General features: G+C 42.2%; 16 protein-coding genes and 2 pseudogenes. 10 read left to right on the plus strand and 8 right to left on the minus strand.

The features are described from left to right. Nucleotides 1–143 precede the first annotated feature (143 nt). From AC4CU2_RS05015 to moaA, 4 genes and pseudogenes are all read right to left on the minus strand, one after another. A pseudogene (locus tag AC4CU2_RS05015) lies at nt 144–748 on the minus strand (molybdenum cofactor guanylyltransferase). Nucleotides 749–884: 136 nt separating this feature from the next. Beyond that, the gene (locus tag AC4CU2_RS05020; protein ID WP_279692380.1) at nt 885–2,102 is read right to left on the minus strand and encodes a molybdopterin molybdotransferase MoeA; all 1,218 of its coding nucleotides are present in this window, start codon (nt 2,100–2,102) and stop codon (nt 885–887) included. Further along, entirely contained in the window at nt 2,099–3,022 is a 924-nt protein-coding gene (gene moaCB, locus AC4CU2_RS05025; RefSeq protein WP_087013330.1) for a bifunctional molybdenum cofactor biosynthesis protein MoaC/MoaB, read from the minus strand. The genes AC4CU2_RS05020 and moaCB overlap by 4 nt, the downstream gene beginning before the upstream one ends. Before the next feature lie 139 nt (nt 3,023–3,161). Then, entirely contained in the window at nt 3,162–4,085 is a 924-nt protein-coding gene (gene moaA / locus AC4CU2_RS05030) for a GTP 3',8-cyclase MoaA (protein WP_424904626.1), read from the minus strand. A 464-nt stretch (nt 4,086–4,549) separates the two neighbouring features. Here moaA and AC4CU2_RS05035 point away from each other — a divergent pair, with 464 nt between their 5' ends. The 6 genes from AC4CU2_RS05035 (at nt 4,550) to AC4CU2_RS05060 (ending at nt 10,625) form a co-directional block, all read left to right on the plus strand. Then, the gene (locus tag AC4CU2_RS05035) at nt 4,550–6,964 is read left to right on the plus strand and encodes an FdhF/YdeP family oxidoreductase (RefSeq protein ID WP_490768358.1); all 2,415 of its coding nucleotides are present in this window, start codon (nt 4,550–4,552) and stop codon (nt 6,962–6,964) included. An 87-nt stretch (nt 6,965–7,051) separates the two neighbouring features. After that, nucleotides 7,052–7,852 carry a formate dehydrogenase accessory sulfurtransferase FdhD gene (gene fdhD / locus AC4CU2_RS05040; protein WP_279692376.1) on the plus strand — a complete coding sequence of 267 codons (801 nt, stop codon included), beginning with the start codon at nt 7,052–7,054 and terminating at the stop codon, nt 7,850–7,852. An 85-nt stretch (nt 7,853–7,937) separates the two neighbouring features. Further along, nucleotides 7,938–8,288 (plus strand): winged helix-turn-helix domain-containing protein, encoded by a 351-nt coding sequence (locus AC4CU2_RS05045; protein ID WP_224467210.1) that lies wholly within the window; start codon nt 7,938–7,940, stop codon nt 8,286–8,288. 282 nt (nt 8,289–8,570) lie between these two features. After that, a complete protein-coding gene (gene modA / locus AC4CU2_RS05050; RefSeq protein ID WP_490769208.1) occupies nt 8,571–9,311 on the plus strand; it encodes a molybdate ABC transporter substrate-binding protein in 741 nt (246 codons plus the stop codon). After that, nucleotides 9,311–10,003, plus strand: coding sequence for a molybdate ABC transporter permease subunit (gene modB / locus AC4CU2_RS05055; RefSeq protein ID WP_004982482.1), 693 nt, complete (start codon nt 9,311–9,313; stop codon nt 10,001–10,003). The genes modA and modB overlap by 1 nt, the downstream gene beginning before the upstream one ends. Nucleotides 10,004–10,007: 4 nt before the next feature. Beyond that, a complete protein-coding gene (locus AC4CU2_RS05060; RefSeq protein ID WP_490768359.1) occupies nt 10,008–10,625 on the plus strand; it encodes an ATP-binding cassette domain-containing protein in 618 nt (205 codons plus the stop codon). Nucleotides 10,626–10,701: 76 nt separating this feature from the next. Here the strand turns inward: AC4CU2_RS05060 and AC4CU2_RS05065 are convergent. Both AC4CU2_RS05065 and AC4CU2_RS05070 read right to left on the minus strand, forming a co-directional pair. Continuing rightward, nucleotides 10,702–11,007 (minus strand): annotated as a pseudogene (locus tag AC4CU2_RS05065) (helix-turn-helix domain-containing protein); the annotation flags it as partial. 303 nt (nt 11,008–11,310) lie between these two features. After that, nucleotides 11,311–11,724 (minus strand): Mpo1-like protein, encoded by a 414-nt coding sequence (locus AC4CU2_RS05070; RefSeq protein WP_490768360.1) that lies wholly within the window; start codon nt 11,722–11,724, stop codon nt 11,311–11,313. Nucleotides 11,725–11,791: 67 nt separating this feature from the next. On the opposite strand from AC4CU2_RS05070, the gene AC4CU2_RS05075 reads away from it, so the two are divergent. Both AC4CU2_RS05075 and AC4CU2_RS05080 read left to right on the plus strand, forming a co-directional pair. Next, nucleotides 11,792–12,616: a helix-turn-helix transcriptional regulator gene (locus AC4CU2_RS05075; RefSeq protein WP_490768361.1), complete on the plus strand. Its 825-nt coding sequence runs from the start codon at nt 11,792–11,794 to the stop codon at nt 12,614–12,616. A 166-nt stretch (nt 12,617–12,782) separates the two neighbouring features. Beyond that, nucleotides 12,783–13,559, plus strand: coding sequence for a class II aldolase/adducin family protein (locus AC4CU2_RS05080; protein WP_490768362.1), 777 nt, complete (start codon nt 12,783–12,785; stop codon nt 13,557–13,559). Nucleotides 13,560–13,610: 51 nt separating this feature from the next. Here the strand turns inward: AC4CU2_RS05080 and AC4CU2_RS05085 are convergent, their stop codons facing one another. Next, complete coding sequence (locus AC4CU2_RS05085) at nt 13,611–15,005, minus strand: aminotransferase-like domain-containing protein (protein ID WP_490768363.1); 1,395 nt, start codon at nt 15,003–15,005, stop codon at nt 13,611–13,613. A 127-nt stretch (nt 15,006–15,132) separates the two neighbouring features. Here AC4CU2_RS05085 and AC4CU2_RS05090 point away from each other — a divergent pair, with 127 nt between their 5' ends. Together AC4CU2_RS05090 and AC4CU2_RS05095 are read left to right on the plus strand one after the other, a co-directional pair. Then, nucleotides 15,133–15,993, plus strand: coding sequence for a DMT family transporter (locus AC4CU2_RS05090; RefSeq protein ID WP_490768364.1), 861 nt, complete (start codon nt 15,133–15,135; stop codon nt 15,991–15,993). 410 nt (nt 15,994–16,403) lie between these two features. Further along, the gene (locus tag AC4CU2_RS05095) at nt 16,404–18,245 is read left to right on the plus strand and encodes a monovalent cation:proton antiporter-2 (CPA2) family protein (protein WP_490769209.1); all 1,842 of its coding nucleotides are present in this window, start codon (nt 16,404–16,406) and stop codon (nt 18,243–18,245) included. 118 nt (nt 18,246–18,363) lie between these two features. Here the strand turns inward: AC4CU2_RS05095 and AC4CU2_RS05100 are convergent, their stop codons facing one another. Beyond that, nucleotides 18,364–19,941: a sensor domain-containing diguanylate cyclase gene (locus AC4CU2_RS05100; RefSeq protein ID WP_490768365.1), complete on the minus strand. Its 1,578-nt coding sequence runs from the start codon at nt 19,939–19,941 to the stop codon at nt 18,364–18,366. Nucleotides 19,942–20,226: the final 285 nt, after the last annotated feature.

The raw sequence follows: 20,226 nt of genomic DNA on the forward strand, positions 1-20,226 counted from the left end.
GAATACTTATTAATTCACTTTAGCATTATTTAATTTGATCATCAAAATGGAAAAGTCAGTTTGTACAGACAAATAAAACGCCATTTTTCTTATTATTTCGCTATATCTATCTATGACAGTACGGTTTGAATGATATGACTCGACTAAGAGTCTAATGACTTTTGGTAATCGTGCACTTCTTCAAATGAATTGAGGCTGTGGTAAGTCAAATGCGCATTTTGAATATCTAAAGTTTGTGGCGACAGATCGTTGAAACAGTGTTTTAAGCTGAATTGTTGTTGGTGTAGATGCTTATTTAAGGTTTCTAGACTATTGCGTTTTAACAAACAAAAAGGGTAGAGCGCTTGTCCATTGATATTCAGGTAGACAACAGAAGAGTGCGGATGTTGTTCTAATGTGTGATGGAGGCGCGGCAATATATCTTGTGGAATGTTGGTAATATCACACGGGATAAATAAAATATAATCAGCTCGCACATATGACCATGCCGTTTGCATACCGATTAAAGGCCCTAAAAAACCGGCATTATTATCTTTGAAGCAGCGAATATCAGGAATCAACTCACTATATTGCGCATAATCGCGATGACTATTGATCCATATGTCCTGAACTTTTCCATCAAAAGCTGAATATATTTTTAACAACTGGATTTCATGGTCAAATCTTTGTAAAAGCTTATTGGCTCATTCATTCGTGTGGCTTTACCACCCGCTAAAATCACTAGTGCTGTTGCTGGGTAGTTTTGCATGCCTTTGATCTAACATTCGTATGTAGGGATAATAATGCTCGTTAAATATTCAAGGGTACGGTCTAAGACAAAGCTGTCCAAGCCTTAGACCGTGTGCAAAAAGCATTTGGTTTGTATCACTATCCAATCGATGTCCTTAGATCGAGATGAAATCGACATAGTCCAATGTTACAGGAACATCAGATCGAGCAGGGATTCGAACAATACTATTGGCTCGATTTAAGTTACTGAGCATGTGGGATTGTTGTTTACCGAGTTTGGAAACGGTTAATTGTCCAAACTCGTTGACATCTAATACCATGCGAACCAGTTGCTCACGGCTGTCTTGTTTAATGCTGTCGTTGAAACGAGCTTTTTTCCAAGCGGGTGCAGGAGACGTAATTCCCTGTAAAGCCGCCAATAATGTCGATACATGTACAGCAAGACAGGTGAGCACAGCAGCAGGGTTCCCAGGCAAACCAATCAAATAAGAATGATGATGGTCTGTTTGATATTCAGCAAAATACAGCGGTTTACCCGGTTTTTGTGAAACTTGCCAGAAAATCTCTTTTGCACCTAAAGCCATTGAAACAGGTCGAATCAAGTCATAATCGCCAACCGAAACACCGCCTGTGGTAATAACTACATCATAATGATTCATGGCATTCGAGAGCGCTTGTGTGAGTATCTCCTCATTATCAATTACATGCTCTAAATGAACTTTAGCAAAACCGTGTTCTTTAAGCCAAGTACGGATCATTGGCGCATTGGCATCGAACACTTTAGATTGATTGTCCAGTTGTGTACTGACTTCATCACCAGTAATAAGCACTGCAATTTTAGGTTGGCGATAAACCTCGACATGCTGAACACCCGCCATACTGAGTGCCGCAATTAAACCGCTGCCTAAACGCTGGCCTTGTTGCGCAAGTGTTGTCCCGATGGATAACTCCTCACCTTGATAACGAATGTCTGCGCCTTTGTCTAAAGCTTGAGTTAGAGTCGCTTGCTTATGGCTACGCGTGATAATTTCCTGTCGAGCCACAGTATCTGCTGAGCTTGGCAGTTTGCCCCCAGTAAAAATACGAACGGTTTGTCCTGTTTGAATCTCAATATGTTCTTCAATACCTGCACGAATTTCACCAACCAATTCAAAACTAGTAATTCCTGCTTGTAAGTCTTCAGAGCGCAGCGCATAGCCGTCAACCGCACTTTGGGTAAATAGAGGCAAGGCAACTATTGATAAAACATCTGCCGCTAAAACATGTCTATGCGCCTGTACTAAAGGCAAAGTAACGACAGGCAATGTTTGGACGGCGCTATAGTGTTCAAGAGCTTGATCGAGTGTAATTAAACCAACGCCAGAGCAACTCATTCATAACCTCCCGGGTGAGGTAGATCACGGCAGACATCAAAAATATGAACCAAAGCAGGTAAAATGGCTGCCATAGATTCACTTGCACCACCACGGCTACCTGGAAGGGTAATCACCAATGAACGGTCGATAAAACCTGCAACGCCACGTGACATCGCAGCATAGGGGGTACGCTTTTGTCCGAAAGCACGTGCAGCTTCCATCAGTCCATTGAGCTCACGTTCAAGTAAAGGCTCAAGTGTATCTACAGTAATGTCACGCTTTCCGATACCTGTTCCACCCACAGTAATAATGCAGGCATAAGATTGAGTGAGCTCTAAGACCAATGCTTTTAACTGATCGGCTTCGTCAGGTAAAATTTGATAATGAATTGGATCAAAACCAGCTTCGGTTAAGGTCTCGACGACGGAGCGGCCAGCCGTATCGGGTTTGCGACCTGAGGCAACGGTGTCCGACAGAACCAATACAGCCGCAGAAACAGGCTGACGCAAATGACGTTTAAAGTGTGATTTTCCGCCTTTTTTCAGATCGAGTTTACATTGCTGAATGATCAGCTCATGCGGTTCGCAATGGGGTTTGAGCATGTCGTAAATCGTGAGAGCCGCAATACTGGCAGCAGTCAAAGCTTCCATTTCTACACCTGTCGGTCCAATCGTTTCAACGGTTGCACGAATAACCACACGGTCGACAAGTAGTTCAAAATCGACATCGGCACGATAAATAGGTAGCGGATGGCACAGCGGAATCAGTTCATCGGTACGTTTTGCGGCTAAAATCCCAGCAATGCGGGCTGTTTTGAGAGCATCACCTTTTTCGGTATTGCCGTCGGCAAGAAGTTGTAAACAATGTGCAGGGGCAAGCAGTTCAGAGCTTGCAGTTGCAACGCGATAGCTTTCTGGCTTCATGCCAACGTTTTTCATAAAGTATTCCGAAACATTGAAGTGTTGATTTAACGTGAAACTGTTCGATCAAGAGAAAAAGTTTATGACGTATTTAGATAACACAAAAATAAATGCGGATACAGTCGAATGACTGACAAACTCAAAATTAACCAGTTGATTAACCCCCTATGGCATGCATACTGATTTTGCGTGTTGGGGCATGTTGATGTTCAATAAACCCTGCTTTTTTATGCCATACCGCGTTCAGAATCTGGGCTTGTAATAAAGCGGGATCTTTTTGTTGAAGTAAATGACGTAGCGGTGTTCCCTTGTTGGCAAATAAACAGGTAAAAAGCTCTCCCGTTGCAGTGATACGTAAACGGTCACAGCTTTGACAGAATGGTTTGCTGATGGTGGAAATAATGCCTAATGTGTACTGATCATTAAGCAGATAAATGGTTGCAGGGTCATGTTGTCTGGCTTGTTTCTGAATCTGAAAATGAGGATTAAGTGTTTGGATAATGTCATCTTCAGTGATGACTTTTTGAGGCTGCCAGTGCTCAGGTTGATCTAAAGGCATATATTCAATAAAACGTAATGCGATCTTCTGTTGATAAGCCCATTGGGTCAGTTCAAGCACTTCATAATCATTTTGTCCTGCGACTAAAACACAGTTCAATTTTATCGGCAGATTGGCTTGTTGAGCTGCAGCGATGCCTTCGAGCACTGGCGCTATCGGACGTTTGGTCATGTTCATAAACGTGTCTGCATGAATGCTATCGAGACTGATATTGAGATCATCTAGTCCTGCTTCTTTTAGCGCTCGTGCATACTTGTTTAAATAGAAAGCATTACTGGTCATGGAAATACGTTCTAAACCCTGTGGCTTGAGCCGATTCAAAGCATCAATAAAATTGACCACGCCTTGACGCATTAAAGGCTCGCCACCTGTTAAACGAATGTGCCGAATGCCTAAACTGACCATCATTTCACAAAACGTTAGCAGCTCTTCAAAGCTCAAGATGTCTTTTTTTGCCAACCATTCCGGCCTATCGGGCATGCAATAACTACAACGAAAGTTACAACGATCTGTCAGTGAGATTCAGAGTTTATGTTTATGACGGCCAAATTGATCGATCAGTTGCGCTGACCTATGTTCTAAGCGTGTAGTAGTCGAACCGTCCATAGTTGCTCCACCTCGTATTTACATACGATTTAGTTTTTATAAACGAGAGTATGAAATGTTTTATTTCAAAGATCAAACGGAGTCTTGAAGCTGTTTAGTTCGTTCATTTTCAAAAATTGAGAGGGTGTTGTTCCTCGAACGCGATCCATCAAGTCTTTGCCTTTTGTAATAATTACTCTATTGAAATTGCATACCAAAAGGGTGATATTTTTGATCAGAAGTGTTTTTGGAATTGTGCCAAGAAATGTGGGCATGATGAATAAGAAAAGAGTAATAAAAAAGGGATGAGCAATCCAAATCGTTTGCAAGTATGAGCAAAGCGAACAGTGAATTGATCATTGCAGAACTTTTTACCGAAGATAAATATTGAGGGCGGTGAGATGGAAAACACTGAAGAGAAAAAGCATGACGATGAAGAAACCAGCTATGCACGAATAGAACCTTATACCAATCCTGCGGGTGGATGGGGCGCGTTGTTAAGTGTTGCAAGAAACTTAAAGAGACAGGAAGTTTTCAAAAAAGGTGCGATTACGCTCCTCAATATTAACCAACCCACAGGTTTCGACTGTCCAGGATGTGCATGGCCTGAAAAAAAAGATGCACATGCCTTTAACTTTTGTGAAAACGGTGCGAAAGCCGTTGCCTTTGAAGCCACTTCAAAACGTGTTACGCCTGATTTTTTTGCAACCCATACGGTCAGTTGGCTGTCTGAGCAAAGTGATTTCTTGCTTGAGGATTCAGGCCGTCTAACCGACCCAATGCGCTATGACAGCGCAACCGATAAATATGTGCCTATCTCATGGGATGATGCTTTTGTCTTAATTGCAAAACATTTACATGCCTTGGATCATCCAGATCAAGCGGCATTTTATACTTCGGGTCGTGCCAGTAATGAAGCGGCGTTTCTGTATCAACTTTTTGTGCGTGCTTTTGGAACCAATAATTTCCCAGACTGTTCTAATATGTGCCATGAGACCACCAGTGTTGGCCTACGTGACTCAATTGGTTTGGGCAAGGGAACGGTGACTTTAGAAGATTTTGATATCGCCGATGCGATTTTCAGTTTTGGGCATAATCCGGGCACGAACCATCCGCGGATGTTGGGGACTTTACGTGAAGTGTCGCGTCGTGGTGGCAATATCGTTGCCATCAATCCACTCAAAGAGCGGGGATTGGAGCGCTTCCAAGATCCGCAAGCAGCTGTTGAGATGATGACCAATGGCAGTACACCCATTAGTCGTTATTATTTCCAACCCAACGTGGGTGGCGATTATGCACTCATGTTCGGGATGCTGAAACATTTACGTGAATGGGACATTCAAGCACTGGCAGCTGGGGAAAAGAGCGTTTTTGACCGGTCTTTTATCGAAATGAATACAGTCGGTTTTGATGCCATGATGGAAGAAATTGATCGAACTACATGGTCCGATATTCATGCACATACGGGACTTCGCCCTGAGCATTTAGAGTCTTTAGCTAAAATGTATTTGGATGCCAAAACGGCCATTTTCTGTTGGGGCATGGGGATTACACAGCATCGACACGGGACTGCGAATGTACATATGCTGGCGAACTTAATGTTGGCAAGAGGGCATATTGGTCGTCCAGGGGCAGGCTTAGCACCGATTCGCGGGCACAGTAATGTGCAGGGCGATCGAACCATGGGGATCAATGAACGACCAAGCCCAAAATTGCTGGATAGTCTGGACCGAGTATTCGGCATTAAGTCACCACGTGAACATGGTTTTGGCGTGGTGGATACCATTAAGGCGATGTATGAAGGTGGTGTAAAAGTTTTTATTGGTTTAGGTGGTAATTTTGCTGTTGCCACTCCCGATACACCGTATACACAAGAAGGCTTACGTCGTTGTGATTTGACGGTACAGATTGCAACGAAGTTGAATCGTAGCCATTTGGTTTGTGGTAAAGAGGCATTACTTTTACCTTGTTTGGGCCGTACCGAAGTTGATATGCAACAGCATGGGCCGCAGGCAGTCAGTGTTGAAGATTCTATGAGTAATGTGCATCTTTCAGCAGGGCGTAATGAGCCTGGTTCTAAGAATCTACTTTCAGAGCCTGACATTGTGGCGCGTATGGCGGCAGCCGTCTTACCAGACAGTGATATCAAGTGGAAATGGTATGTAGAAAGTTATGACCGTATTCGAGATTCGATTGAAGATGTGTTTGATGAATTCCATGATTTCAATGCACGTGTCTATCAGCCGGGTGGCTTTCACTTAGAGCATCCAGCCAATCAGCATGTATGGAATACGCCTGCAGGCAAGGCACAGTTTTTAATTACGCCGTTGGCTGAAGTGTATGCCGATAAAGAGAATAAATACGCTGAACAATATACAGGGGCCAAAGTCTATACCCTAATGACCACACGCTCTCATGACCAATACAACACAACCTTGTATGGACTCGATGACCGTTATCGTGGGGTATTTGGTCAGCGCCGTGTTTTATTTATGAATGCAGAAGATATTGCAGCGGCTGGCTTTGTTGCAGATCAATGGGTGGATATCGAAAGTATTTATTCGGATGGTGTTAAACGTGCGGTTCAAAGCTTCCGAATCGTCCCATATAACATTCCACGGGGTAGCCTCGCAGCCTATTATCCGGAGACCAATCCATTGGTTGCACTCAGTAGCCATGATAAATACGCCAAAATACCGGCGTCGAAAAGCGTGCCTGTGATTTTACATGCAGGTCAAGCCCCTGAACATTTTAACTTGGCGCAAGCGGTTGATCCTGAAGATGCCAATCAGATCGTGAATCGAGAGGTTAGTTGATTCAATGCTGAAATGACGCCTGATTTGCAGGTGTCATTTTTTTCATGATTGAAGGGTTTGGTGTTTAGGGAATATTGGAAAATTATTATGGATATTCGGGCGTCGACGTTGAATTCTCTGGGTTATGAAACTGTTGATATTCAGCGTCTAAGTGAAAATAGAGTTGTTGAACAATCTGATTTTGTGGTGCAAGAACACCCTATTGCCTTGGTCTATAATGGGATTTCCCATGCAGTAATGATGGCAACGCCAGCTGATATTGAAGTCTTTGCGAAAGGTTTTAGCTTGTCTGAAGGTATTTTGACGAGTTTGAAAGAGCTTTATTCTTTAGACATACATGAAACTGAATTTGGGATTCAAGTCGAAATGACGATTTCTACTCGGGCCTTTATGGCGCTCAAACAACATCGACGGATGATGGTTGGACGCTCGGGTTGTGGTCTCTGTGGGATTGAAAGTTTGCAGCAGCTTCATTTGGATTTACCTCAAATTACCACAGCCCTTTGTGAGGGATGGTTGGCTCAAATTCCGCAAGCCATTGCTCAACTCAATACCAGACAGAAAATCACCCAAATGACGGGCGGTGCACATGCGGCTGCATGGGTTCAAGCGGGGGAAATAGTGGCTTTGTTTGAAGATGTGGGCCGACACAATGCTTTAGATAAACTATTGGGTTATATTGCAGAACATCATTGTGATGTAAATCAAGGTTTTGTCGTGATGACCAGCCGCGCCAGTTATGAGTTGATTCGTAAGTGTGCTCAACTGAATATTGCCTTGCTGGCGTGTATTTCAGCCCCAACCAGTATGGCGATTAATATGGCAAAGCAGTCAGGTTTGACCTTAGCAAGTTTTTGCCGCGGTAATGGTTTTGTTTTATATACTTGATATTCAAAATTTTACTGTATAGAAAAGTAAAAAATTTTTCTTTAGGTCATCTGTGTCGATGACAGGTCTTTATTTGAGTGAATGTATGCAGGACGTCAAATTAAAATTACAGCTCAGAATACTTCTCAATCAAGACATTGCCTTTGGGCCGGGTAAGGCCGAGTTATTGGAAGAAATTCGACGTACTGGCTCAATTTCTCAAGCTGCAAAAAGTATGAATATGAGTTACCGCCGTGCATGGCAGTTGGTTGAAACTATGAATCATAGCTTTCAGTCAGGATTGGTCGAAACTCAAAAAGGTGGAACGCATGGGGGTGGGGCAAAACTCACGGACTTGGGCGAAAGTATTTTAAGTCAATTTAGACAAATGGAAATAAAAGCACGTGATGCGATTGAGCAGGATTTTGAAGAAATAGCTCAACACCTGAAACCATAATCTAGCTAGTTAGGTCAGCTAATCCTTTTCGTACCCAGTCATGGCGTACACGAATAAGCTTCCTCTATTTGATAAAACCTCTTATTTACTCACTCGATAGCAAGAGCAGTATCAGTCACGTGATTAAGATACAAACACTTTAACTTGAATGATAAATAATCTGTTTCTTGAATTGACGTTGCTTATGTATCCATATATTTTTGAAAACATATCGGTCAATTTATAATGCTTAAGGGGAACATGGTGCTGTTCAATTTTAAGAATAAGTGCATGCAATATGCGATGTTGTGTTGTGGTTTGGCTCTTGCGGCACAGGTACATGCAGAGCAAGCCATTACCGTTTATGCAGCAGCCAGCTTGACCAATGCTATAGCAGATGTCGATGCAATGTTTGAACAACAAAAAAGAGTACGCGTGAAAACCTCTTATGCAGGCTCGTCGACTTTGGCCAAGCAAATTGAAGCGGGTGCACCTGCGGATGTTTTTATTTCGGCAGATGAACAGTGGATGAATTATCTGCAAAATAAAAAGTTAATTGTGCCGAATAAACGTGTGAATTTATTGGGCAATCGTCTTGTTTTGATTTCACCCAAAGCTAAGCCTGTCAAAATGAAAATGGATAAAAGTTTTGATCCTTCTACCGCCTTTCAAGGCAAGCTTTGTACAGGTGACACCAAAAGTGTTCCAGTCGGAAAATATGGGAAACAGGCGCTGACTGCACTGGGATGGTGGTCAAAACTTGAACCAAGATTGGTTGAAACTGAAGATGTGAGAGCTGCGCTCAACTTTGTAGCACGTGGTGAATGTCAGCTTGGTATTGTCTATGCAACCGATGCTGCCATCAGTAAAGATGTCACTGTCGTTGGCGTTTTCCCTATCAGCACCCATACCCCGATTGTTTATCCCTTAGGTCTTGTCAAAAATAATCCAGATGCGCTAGCGTTTTATCAGTTTGTACAGAGTAAACAAGCACATGCAGTCTTTAAAAAATATGGCTTTACCATTTTATCTGCTGCTAAGTGATGATGTTTTCTTTATCGGCTGAAGAGATAGAGGTACTCAAGTTATCCTGCCAAGTGGCTGCAACCTGTTTGGCATTTAGCCTGATCCCTGCGTTGGCAGTGGGTTGGGTTTTGGCACGTAAAGAGTTTTTTGGCAAATCCTTATTTGAAACGTTTATTTTTCTACCTCTGGTGCTGCCGCCTGTGGTGCCAGGGTATTTGCTATTACAGGTTTTTGGAGGAAATGGAATACTGGGTAAGTATCTTGAGCCTTTTGGGCTCAATTTTGCATTTAATTGGAAAGGCGCAGTTTTGGCTTCAGCCGTGATGGGCTTTCCACTCTTGGTTCAATCGATTCGTTTGGCCATAGAGTTGGTGGATCAACGGCTAGAAATGGCGGCGAAAACGCTCGGTGCTTCCTCCTTGGGTACTTTTTTTTATGTCACTTTGCCTTTAGCCAGCAGTGGCATATTGGTAGGGGCGATTTTATGTTTTTGTCGCAGTCTGGGTGAGTTTGGTGCAACTATTACCTTTGTCGGTAACATTGCAGGCGAGACCAGAACCTTGCCCTTGGCCATGTATAGCTTGATGCAGCAACCCGATACAGAACAAGCGGTTTGGCGACTGATTATTCTGTCATTAACTGTGGCATTTTTGGCGTTATGGTTTGCCCAGTGGTTCCATCGCTATCAGAAAAACAAACGAGGGCATTAAGACGATGATTGACTGTCATATTCAGTTAAATTTAGGCAAATTTAAACTCGATCAGACATTTTCATCTGAACATCCTGTCGTTGGTTTATTTGGGGCTTCAGGTTCAGGAAAAACCAGTATTTTGCATGCTATTGCAGGACTTAATACTCCAGTCAATGGCTGGATTAAAATCAATCATCAGACATGGTTCGATGCTGAAAATAAGATTAATTTAAACGTGCAGCAACGTCATGTTGGTTTGGTTTTTCAGGATGCGCAATTGTTTCCACATATGACGGTGATGCAAAATTTATTGTTCGGCTATAAGCGCATTCCGTCTGAAAGCCGACGTTTTGATCCTGATTATATTATTGAACTGCTTAAACTTAATCATTTACTCAGTCGTATGCCGACGAAGCTTTCAGGTGGTGAAAAGCAGCGTGTTGCATTAGGTCGGGCGTTATTATATTCGCCAAATTTATTATTATTAGATGAACCATTGTCTGCATTAGACGCTGCACATAAACAGGAAATCCTTCCTTTTTTTCAAACCGTCCAACATGAAACCCATATCCCGATGTTGTATGTCAGCCACGATATGGATGAAATTAAGCAGCTGACCGAAGCAGTTTGGTTGCTTTAATTGAACACATTTCAGCTTCAACTTTTAAAGCGGGAACGAATAAAAACAGAAAAAAGGCCTCTGTATCAGCTTAGGATCATTCGGTACCATTTTTATAAACAGACGACGCTTGGCCTGTCCAGCGTTTAAATGCCCGACGAAATTCACGTACTTCACTAAAACCTAAAGCTTGGCTAATGTCCCCAATGGAGAGATTGTTTTCAAGCATCTGTTTCGCTTTTCGTTGTAACACGGTTTGTCGAATTTGCTGAAAACTAATGCCTTCTAGCAATAAGGAGCGTCGAAGGTGACGCTCACTCATTTGTAAATAGTCTGATGCGAGTTGCATATCAAAGCGTACAGGAAGGTGCTGATCGATGAGCTGTTCTAATAAATATGCATATTGTGCATCACTGAAAAGAATTGGAGAGTAGGGGTGTAATTGAGCATTCAAGGGGGGATTTTCGGTCAAAAGTAAGGACTTATTTTATAAATTGAGCCAGTGAGAAATGAGTGCCTTGCATTAGAGTAGATGATGACGCCGTATATAGTGGACCTTGATGCAGCCTAAGTAGATGGCTTGATTTGATGTTATTTTAAGGAGCATCACTTTTATAGGACATTTCTGGCGCGTAACCTTAGCAATAATCGTCAGATTTTTATCAAACGACTGCCCTACAAATATATAAGACAGTCGCTTTTTTATTTACCAATTTACGCGTTTTAATAAAATGTCTTTATACATTTTAAAGTCACAAACGAAACTGTAAAAAGGATATGTAAATGTGGCTGGTTTGTTATGTTCAAAAAAGAAATGACCGACCCACGCAAATCCATAACCCACCACAGGCAAAGCCCAGAGTAGTTTTGGATTTTTGGTCATCGCCGCAGCCGCAGTAATCCCGATCACACAGGTGGTTCCCACAAAGTGTAAACGTCGGCAAGTGGGATCTTCATGCTGAGAAAGATAGAAGGGATAGAATTCCTTTAAGGTTTTATAACGGCCATCACTTCCCTTAATTTGCACAGCAGGGCTTGCAACCAATGCAGAAGAATGATTTGCGTTATTCACCAAATCTTGCATATTGTTTTTAATTTGGGTTTGGGTATTCTGTAACATGTCCTACTCCTTTAGTGTTTATCAGGCGTAGTTTTAAACAGCAAACCAAAGATGGTCTTGAACGAATATGCTATCGCAAAGCAAGGATGCGAGTTTAGGGTTAGTGCATCAAAGTAAAATTTACACTTGGGATGGTGTCATTTTGTATGTGACTCATGAGCAGTTGAATAATGCCCATGCCCATTTTCCAGCACTTTTACAAATTGGCTTGGGCACACCTTTTGCGATCACTTTAGACGACCAAGTACGTCGTTATCACGATATTGTGGTGATGGCACCCAATGTGATGCACAGTACCGATTCAGAAAATCAACCTTATCTTGCGCTCATGATTGATCCTGATCATGCACTCTATGGACACTTGTATCCATTGCTGAATGGCGAAAAGATTTGTTTTTTACCTGCCGCTTGCCTCGCTGTGTTTCATTCACAGTTTCAAAAGTTGATCGCTGGGCAACTCAGTCCTGATGATGCCAAACAATTGGTTTTAACGCTGCTGTCGACGTTAAACCCAAATCCGTTACAGGTATTGCCATGGGATGCCCGCGTTTTACAAGCCTGTCGTTATATTCAACAACTTGTACCTCAGCAGATTCCCACAGTAGCTCAGGTTTCCGCACACACGGGACTGTCTGAGTCGAGGCTGATGCACTTGTTTAGTCAGCAATTGGGGATTTCAATGCGGCGCTATATTCTTTGGTTGCGTATTCGCTATGCCATCAAACTCTGGGCAGCAGGTCAGAGTTTGATTGATATTGCCTTTGAAGCGGGTTTTGCTGATCAGGCACATTTCACCCGAACTTTACGTAGCATGGCCGATTTTGCGCCCTCAATGCTGAAAGGCAAAACCATCTTTGTGAATGACTCCATTAAAACACCATCGACGTCATAGCGTGTTAAGTTGTTTGATAGCACACGGAAATAGCAGAATCATTCAAGACAGGTTTCGCTATTTTACGAAGAATCAGTTTATGTTGAGAGGAGGACTTAAGCAGGGTTGAGCTTTTTCGTTCAAGCTCAATGTTAATTTTAATGGATAGAGATAATAGGGATAATAAATGACCAGTTTACATGCGATGAAAAGTCTAAAAGATATCGTGTCCGAAAAAGAATGGGATGCGCGTTGTCAGCTTGCGGGGTTGTACCGTTTAATTGCACATTTCCGAATGACCGATTTAATTGATACACATATTAGTCTACGTGTACCCGACGAAGACGGCCATTTTCTGATTAATCAATACGGCATTCCCTTTGAAAAAATGACGGCTTCGCATTTGGTTAAAATTGATTATGCAGGCAATATTATTGCGGATTATGATCAGGGAAAACTGGTCAATACCGCAGGTTTTGTGATTCATTCTGCGATCCATGATGCACGTAAAGATGTGCACTGCGTGATTCATACGCATACAGCAGATGGTATTGCAGTGTCTGCACAAAAACAGGGTTTATTGCCTTTGTCTCAGCATGCTTTGAAGTTTTATAACAAAGTCAGCTATCACGAGTATGAAGGGGTGGCGTTATTAACCGAAGAACGTGAGCGTCTCGTGAAAGACTTGGGGCGCAACCGAGTCATGATTTTACGTAATCATGGTTTGCTATCGACAGGAGATTCGATTCAACGTGCTTTTCACGAGATCTATTTCCTTGAACGTGCATGCCAAGCGCAGATTAAAGCGATGGCGGGAGGAGCAGAGCTTCATCTTCCGTCTGAAGCTGTACGTCAACATACGGCTCAACAGTTTGAAAGTGAATTGATTGAAATGGTGATGCTGAAAGCATGGAATGCCGCGCTGTCTTTAATTGAGCATCAACGCGACGAATATTGTTCATAAGCCATTCAACAGTTGTTAATAAAAGCCTCTATTTCTAAGTAGAGGCTTTTATTATGTTAAGTTTTGCTGTTGAGCTAACACATTTTTGAGCGTTTCGAAAATACGCGGATCTGCCGACTGTGCGACATTGAAGCGTAAGAAATTCTGTGCATTTAAGGATTGGCTAAACGCATTTCCCGGCGCTAAAACCACGCCGTGTTTTAAACATTCTCGCGCAATGACCGAAGCATCGAAACCGTCGGGAAGTTTACACCACAAGAATATGCCCGCTTGTGGGACTAGCCACGGGTGAATATTTAAAGCTTCGAGCTGAGTGATGACTTTTTGCATTTCATGGGCAAGGCGTAAGCGCACTGTTTCCATATGCTTACGATAGCCACTGTCTTTTAAGGCAATCAGCACCATATCGGCTGCAAGTCGGCCGCCACCAAAAAAGGTGGCGATCTTTAAATCGATTAAATTTTCAATCCATTCATTTTTGGCCACGATATAACCACAGCGCAAAGAGGCTGAAACCGTTTTTGAAAAACTACTAACTTGAATGACACGATTGAGTCCATCAAAAGCAGCCAGTCGTGGGGCAGGGGTATGTTCAAAGTCGGCAAAAATATCATCTTCCACAATCACTAAATTGGTTTGATCGACCAATTTAAGTAAGCGATGCGCCGTGACGGGGGAAAGCACTGCACCCGTTGGATTGTGTATGCCTGAGTTGGTGATATACAGCCGTGGTGAGTATTCAGCTAAAACTGACTGAAAGATCTCCAAATCTGGGCCATGGGGAGTATACGGTACACTCACAATATTGATGCGATGGGCTTTGAGCAGCGCATGAAAATTAAAATAGCAGGGGTCATCGACAATAACAGTATCCCCAGCTTCCAATAAAAAACGACAGATCAAATCAATTGCTTGCGTGCCAGATTCGGTGAGCATGATGTGTTCAGGTGAAGCTTCAACGCCAATGTGGGTTAAACGACGAGAAATTAATTGTCGTAGTTCAGGATGTCCTGCTGGTGTTGCATATTCCACCAGTTCTAAGCTATCTGCTTTTGCCATGCTACGCAGAGCACGCCGAACACCTGTCTCATATAACCATTCGGGTGGTAACCAGCCGCAACCCGGTTTGAGTGTGCTGTGATCTGTATCCAAGGCTTGTCTAGAGACCCATAAAGGATCCACCTCTCGATCGAGCTTAGGTCCCATTTGGGCTAAAGCCAGTGGCGCGACGGGGCCAGACACATAAAAGCCTGATCCAGGTTTAGAAAGAATGATGCCTTCAGCCATTAAACGTTCATAGGCTTCGACAACGGTTGAAACAGAGACCCGCAATGTCCGTGCTTGTTGGCGTACAGAGGGAAGGCGATGACTGGGGAGATAGGTGCGTGAGCTAATTTTGAGTCTAATTTCATCCATAACTGCATCAATTCGAGTTTGGCTGCGCATTCTATTTCTCCTCAACCGTATGGGCTTTTTATACATAACAGTTTTTATTTATTGTACTGGATTGTATCTCGATTCAAACATGCGGTCTATGTTCAACTTAAGCGATTAACGATAAGAGAATTATTCAATGAAGCAGGCAACCAGCGGCTGGGTAAACGGATTAATCGGTGTCGCTATTTTTGCAGGCTCTTTACCTGCAACACGGGTCGCCGTTGCCGATTTTACGCCCATATTTTTAACCAGTGCACGGGCCACAATTGCAGCGCTATTAGGATTGTTTTTTCTGGTTTTACTTCGCCAAGCACGCCCGACCGCTTCAAACATACCTGCACTTGCAGTCAGTGCATTGGGCGTGGTCATTGGATTTCCACTCTTAACTGCTTTGGCCCTACAGCATGTAAGTTCTGCACACTCCATCGTTTTCTTAGGCTTATTACCTATTAGTACTGCGATTTTTGCAGTTCTACGCGGAGGTGAACGGCCCAAGCCACTTTTTTGGTTGTTTTCAGTACTGGGAGCCATTTTTGTAGCAGGCTATGCTGCACTTGGAGAGACGAGTACTGCATGGAAAGGCGACCTATACATGCTGGCAGCAATTATTTTATGTGGGCTGGGCTATGCAGAAGGAGCAAAACTTTCGCGAACACTGGGCGGTTGGCAAGTCATTAGTTGGGCTTTACTGCTCTCGTTACCAGTGATGTTGCCAATAGCATTATGGAGCATGCCTGTTTCATTTCAGCATGTCAGTACAGCCGCATGGATAGGACTGGCTTATGTTTCTGTCTTTAGCATGTTGCTAGGTTTTGTGTTTTGGTATCGAGGATTAGCACAAGGCGGCATTGCATCTGTTGGTCAACTGCAATTATTTCAACCCTTTATGGGTCTTGCACTTGTCGCTCTATTACTACATGAAAGCGTGAGTTGGATGATGTTGGCCGTCACTTTGGCAGCCATTGTTTGTGTGGCTGGGGCGAGAAAATATGCTTGAACATACGACGCCTAATTTTATCTTGATGGAGTAAAAATTACGAATGTCAGTCCTATCATCAAAGGTGTCATTTATCTTTGATGGTGGAATCATACTAAATACAATTTTTAAGTATCTATCTGTTATAAAAATCTGCTCTTGATTATCTTCTGTTCATATGTAGTGATGTGTTTTGTATTCCTCGAATAAAATCTTGCTGTATAGCAACAATGCTGTATATAGTTTTAAACATAGACAGGTCAAGCGATGCTTAAATTCGCAGCATGCTGAGTGTTGATGATAAGTCTTCGGAAATCGAGAACGAAAAGATCACCGATGAGACGTCCTCTCCGTACAGGCGAGACCTTAGTGAATAAAATTAAAATAGCGTGAAAATGGCATGGATTGCCAACAACCAAGATGGGAACAAGATGAGTGCAGAAGTAGATTCACTAGGACTGGTTGGGCCTGTTGTACTGTTGAGTGCAGCGGTCATTGCCGTCCCTATTTTTAAACGTATTGGTCTAGGTTCGATATTAGGCTACTTAATTGCTGGATTAATTATTGGGCCATTTGGTTTTGCCTTTTTTAACAATCCCACAGCTATCTTACATATTGCTGAACTCGGCATTGTGATGTACCTCTTTATCATCGGATTGGAGATGCAGCCTTCGCACTTATGGAGTTTGCGGAAAGAGATTTTTGGATTGGGCAGTTTGCAAATCCTTATTTCGGTCATTGCCTTAACGGGTATGGGCATGTTGTTTGGCTTTAGCTGGAAAATAGCGTTCATTGGAGCAGCAGGCTTTGTCTTAACATCGACTGCAATAGTGATGCAACTGTTAAATGATCGCGGAGAGCTGCATCAACGACGTGGTCAAAAGATCGTTGCGATCTTATTGTTTGAAGACTTATTGATCGTTCCCTTATTGGCATTGGTTGCCTTTATGGCACCCAATCAAGTAGCGGAAAGCTCATCTATAGATTTACAAGGGATAGGCATCGGACTGTTGGCCATCGCTGGGTTAATTGTTGCAGGGCATTGGTTACTCAATCCATTATTTAAAATTTTAGCTGCCGCAAAAGCACGTGAAGTGATGACCGCTGCGGCGTTATTGGTGGTATTGGGCGCGGCATTGCTGATGCAACTTAGTGGTTTATCCATGGCACTGGGCGCATTTTTAGCGGGAGTGTTACTGTCCGAGTCGACTTTCCGACATCAAATTGAAGCGGATATTGAACCCTTTCGAAGCCTATTACTGGGCTTATTCTTCTTAGGTGTCGGGATGTCTTTGGACTTGGCAGTGGTCAGGCAAAATTGGCCGCTGATTGTCAGTGGTGTAATTGCATTGATGTTGACCAAAGCACTGATGATTTATGTGGTCGCGCGTTTGACCAAGAGTAATCATCCCGAGGCTTTAGATCGTGCCTTACTGATGGCACAAGGGGGCGAGTTTGCCTTTGTATTGTTTAGTGCTGCGACGACAGCTCAAATTATTGACAATACCATCAAGTCGAATTTAACCGCGATTGTCGTATTGTCTATGGTGTTGACGCCAATCATTGGGGTGTTGTTTAAACGCTTTACCCTTGAACAGAATGAAAGTTCACTTGATCAGGTCAGGGTTGCCGATGGCTTAACGGGTAAAGTATTGATGATTGGTTTTGGTCGCTTTGGTCAAGTGGCCAGTCAGCTGTTATTGGCGCGTAGTGTGGATGTGACCATTATTGATAATGATGTCAACATGATCCAAAATGCGGAAAAATTTGGTTTTGATGTCTATTATGGCGATGGATGTCGTTTAGATATTTTACATGCCTCAGGGGCTGATACCGCAGAAGCAATTTTAGTCTGTGTCGACCACAAAGAAACGATTAATAAAATTGTAGAGTTGGTGAATGCTGAATTTCCTTTGGCTAAGCTGATTGTTCGTTCCTATGACCGTGAACACGCGCTGTATTTGTCCAAGAAAAATGTCAGTTTGATGGTTCGAGAAACCTTTGAGTCTGCATTGGCTTTAGGTCAACTGGCCTTGCAGCAACTGGGTGCAAGTCAGGATGAAATTCAGCAGGTAAGTGAGGATATCCGAGCTTTAGATCAGCAACGTTTTGAAACCGAAGTTGCAGCTGATGATGTCAAAGCGGGCATAGGTATACAATATACGCAGCGCAACCCACGACCTACTGCACCCTTGATTAAGCCGCAACATACAGGGCAGTTATTAAATGATGCAGAACTAGAAAAAATGAGTGAGGTGGATGATAGAACTTAAAAGTATGATTTTTATCATCTTGAATGAAAAGGCCTATTTTAGGCCTTTTCATTTTTGAACAGATGGATTTGAAAGCACTGCATGATTTGGCCTAATTTTATATTTAATGAAAGTTATATCAGTCCGATGATGTCGAACGGATACAATTTCGACCATCATTCTTGGCTTGATAGAGTTTTTGATCTGCCAATTTAATCACCTCTTGAATATTTTCTGAGTCTTGAGGCCACGAGGCGATACCAATTGAAACCGTGATCGTTCCAATTGGGTCAATATAGCTTTGTGCTACTGTTTTACGAAGTCGTTCAGCTGCTATATAGGCAATCTTTGGATCTTCATGCACCACAAAGACAATAAATTCTTCTCCACCGACACGGCAGCACACATCATGTTGACGAAAGTTACTTTTCATATGAGAAGCTAACTTTTTCAATACGTGATCACCTTGATCATGCCCATAGTTATCATTCACTGCTTTAAAGTGATCGATGTCCAATGTCAGTACCGAAAAAGGTGTATTGGTTGCTTCTAATTCATTTAAAAACAGTTTCATACCACGGCGGTTATAAAGTCCCGTCAGCGGATCGGTATTCACGTGTTGTTTAAGCTCTGCAATTTCATCTTTAAAATGTTTGGAGCTAAGCAAAAGAGCGGTGCGAAAGCGTAAAGCCTCAAAATACCAAGGATCGATGTTTTTAATGTCTTGATCAATATTTGGGCGCGTCAACATGCTAGCCATTTGTGCAAGCTTATTGAGTGGTGACGAAATCCAGTAAGAAAGTTTCCACACAAAAATGAACAAGAGTAAATAGAAACCGAGCATAGCCAGTGTTACTTTAACGATGATCGAGTTGGCTTGGCTTAATAACTCTAACGTCGGTTGTTGTGACACCACAACCCAATTCACACTTGGAATTGCCGCAAACCCCGCAAGGTTTTCGATCCCTTTACTATTGACCAGTGCAATCTTTCCAGTGGGGTGGGAGGTAATATATTGCATTCCGGTATTATTTTTTAATGAGTCGCCAATGCGAGCTTTATCTGGATGGAAGATGATCTTATTTTTATTATCAACAACATAAGTATAACTTTTCTTATAAGAATAAGTGGTAGCTAACAGCTCACTCACCAAGTTTTCTTTATTCAAATAAATCGAGCCCGTGACGATACCGAGGAACTCATTTTTACGATTAAAAATAGGCTGAGCAATCAGCACAATTAAATTGTTTGACAAGCCTTTGTATGGAGAGGAAATATAGGTTTTCTTGAGCTTTAATGCTTCGGTAATACCAGGAGTTTTATATTGTTTTTTTTGATTAACATGTAAGGTCTCGGGTGAGTATTCCAAAATAAAAGCATTTTTATCGATAATCGTGATTGAGTTGAATTTTTGTGATTGATTTTTAAGGCGGGTCACTTCTGCTTTTAAAACCTGTTGATTGGAAAAATCTTGACCAACAATTTGAGCACTATAGCGCAGCTCACTCAACATACTTTCAAAATATTTATCGGTACTAAATGCAATTTTTGAGGCATAGCGTTGATTGGCAGCTAAAGAGTTTTCGGTTAACTGTTCTTTGATGACATAGTTCAATACAAAAATTGAAATTAGAAATAAGCTTGAAACACAGCCAATAATTAAAATCAAAATAAGTTTTTGTAAATCTAGACTATGAAAAACAGATTTCTTGATCACTTATGCCCCCAAGACAAGTACAGATTTTTTAAAGTTTTGTTGTGCCGCTTGTAAAAGCACAATTCTCATGATTGGAATTAATCTGCGTGAAAATTGATCTAATCTTCTAGCTAATATTTTTCTAAGTATAGAGAAGCTTCATATTATTATATGTAAATTCTCTATAAAAATTACATTAGTTTTCATTAAGATAATATGAATAGTACACAATAGCGCATAATCAATCAAAAGTACTATTAAAGTTTAATGAAAACAACATTAAATTGACATGCCTAAACGCAATAA

Source organism: Acinetobacter sp. 797_lipA (assembly GCF_058243025.1).

Excerpts from the sequence above, each read along its gene's own strand:
- AC4CU2_RS05020 (WP_279692380.1), bottom strand. The coding sequence starts at position 2,102 with ATGAGTTGCTCTGGCGTTGGTTTAATTACACTCGATCAAGCTCTTGAA.
- moaCB (WP_087013330.1), bottom strand. The coding sequence starts at position 3,022 with ATGAAAAACGTTGGCATGAAGCCAGAAAGCTATCGCGTTGCAACTGCA.
- AC4CU2_RS05035 (WP_490768358.1), top strand. The coding sequence starts at position 4,550 with ATGGAAAACACTGAAGAGAAAAAGCATGACGATGAAGAAACCAGCTAT.
- fdhD (WP_279692376.1), top strand. The coding sequence starts at position 7,052 with ATGGATATTCGGGCGTCGACGTTGAATTCTCTGGGTTATGAAACTGTT.
- AC4CU2_RS05045 (WP_224467210.1), top strand. The coding sequence starts at position 7,938 with ATGCAGGACGTCAAATTAAAATTACAGCTCAGAATACTTCTCAATCAA.
- modA (WP_490769208.1), top strand. The coding sequence starts at position 8,571 with ATGTTGTGTTGTGGTTTGGCTCTTGCGGCACAGGTACATGCAGAGCAA.
- modB (WP_004982482.1), top strand. The coding sequence starts at position 9,311 with ATGATGTTTTCTTTATCGGCTGAAGAGATAGAGGTACTCAAGTTATCC.
- AC4CU2_RS05060 (WP_490768359.1), top strand. The coding sequence starts at position 10,008 with ATGATTGACTGTCATATTCAGTTAAATTTAGGCAAATTTAAACTCGAT.
- AC4CU2_RS05070 (WP_490768360.1), bottom strand. The coding sequence starts at position 11,724 with ATGTTACAGAATACCCAAACCCAAATTAAAAACAATATGCAAGATTTG.
- AC4CU2_RS05075 (WP_490768361.1), top strand. The coding sequence starts at position 11,792 with ATGCTATCGCAAAGCAAGGATGCGAGTTTAGGGTTAGTGCATCAAAGT.
- AC4CU2_RS05080 (WP_490768362.1), top strand. The coding sequence starts at position 12,783 with ATGACCAGTTTACATGCGATGAAAAGTCTAAAAGATATCGTGTCCGAA.
- AC4CU2_RS05085 (WP_490768363.1), bottom strand. The coding sequence starts at position 15,005 with ATGCGCAGCCAAACTCGAATTGATGCAGTTATGGATGAAATTAGACTC.
- AC4CU2_RS05090 (WP_490768364.1), top strand. The coding sequence starts at position 15,133 with ATGAAGCAGGCAACCAGCGGCTGGGTAAACGGATTAATCGGTGTCGCT.
- AC4CU2_RS05095 (WP_490769209.1), top strand. The coding sequence starts at position 16,404 with ATGAGTGCAGAAGTAGATTCACTAGGACTGGTTGGGCCTGTTGTACTG.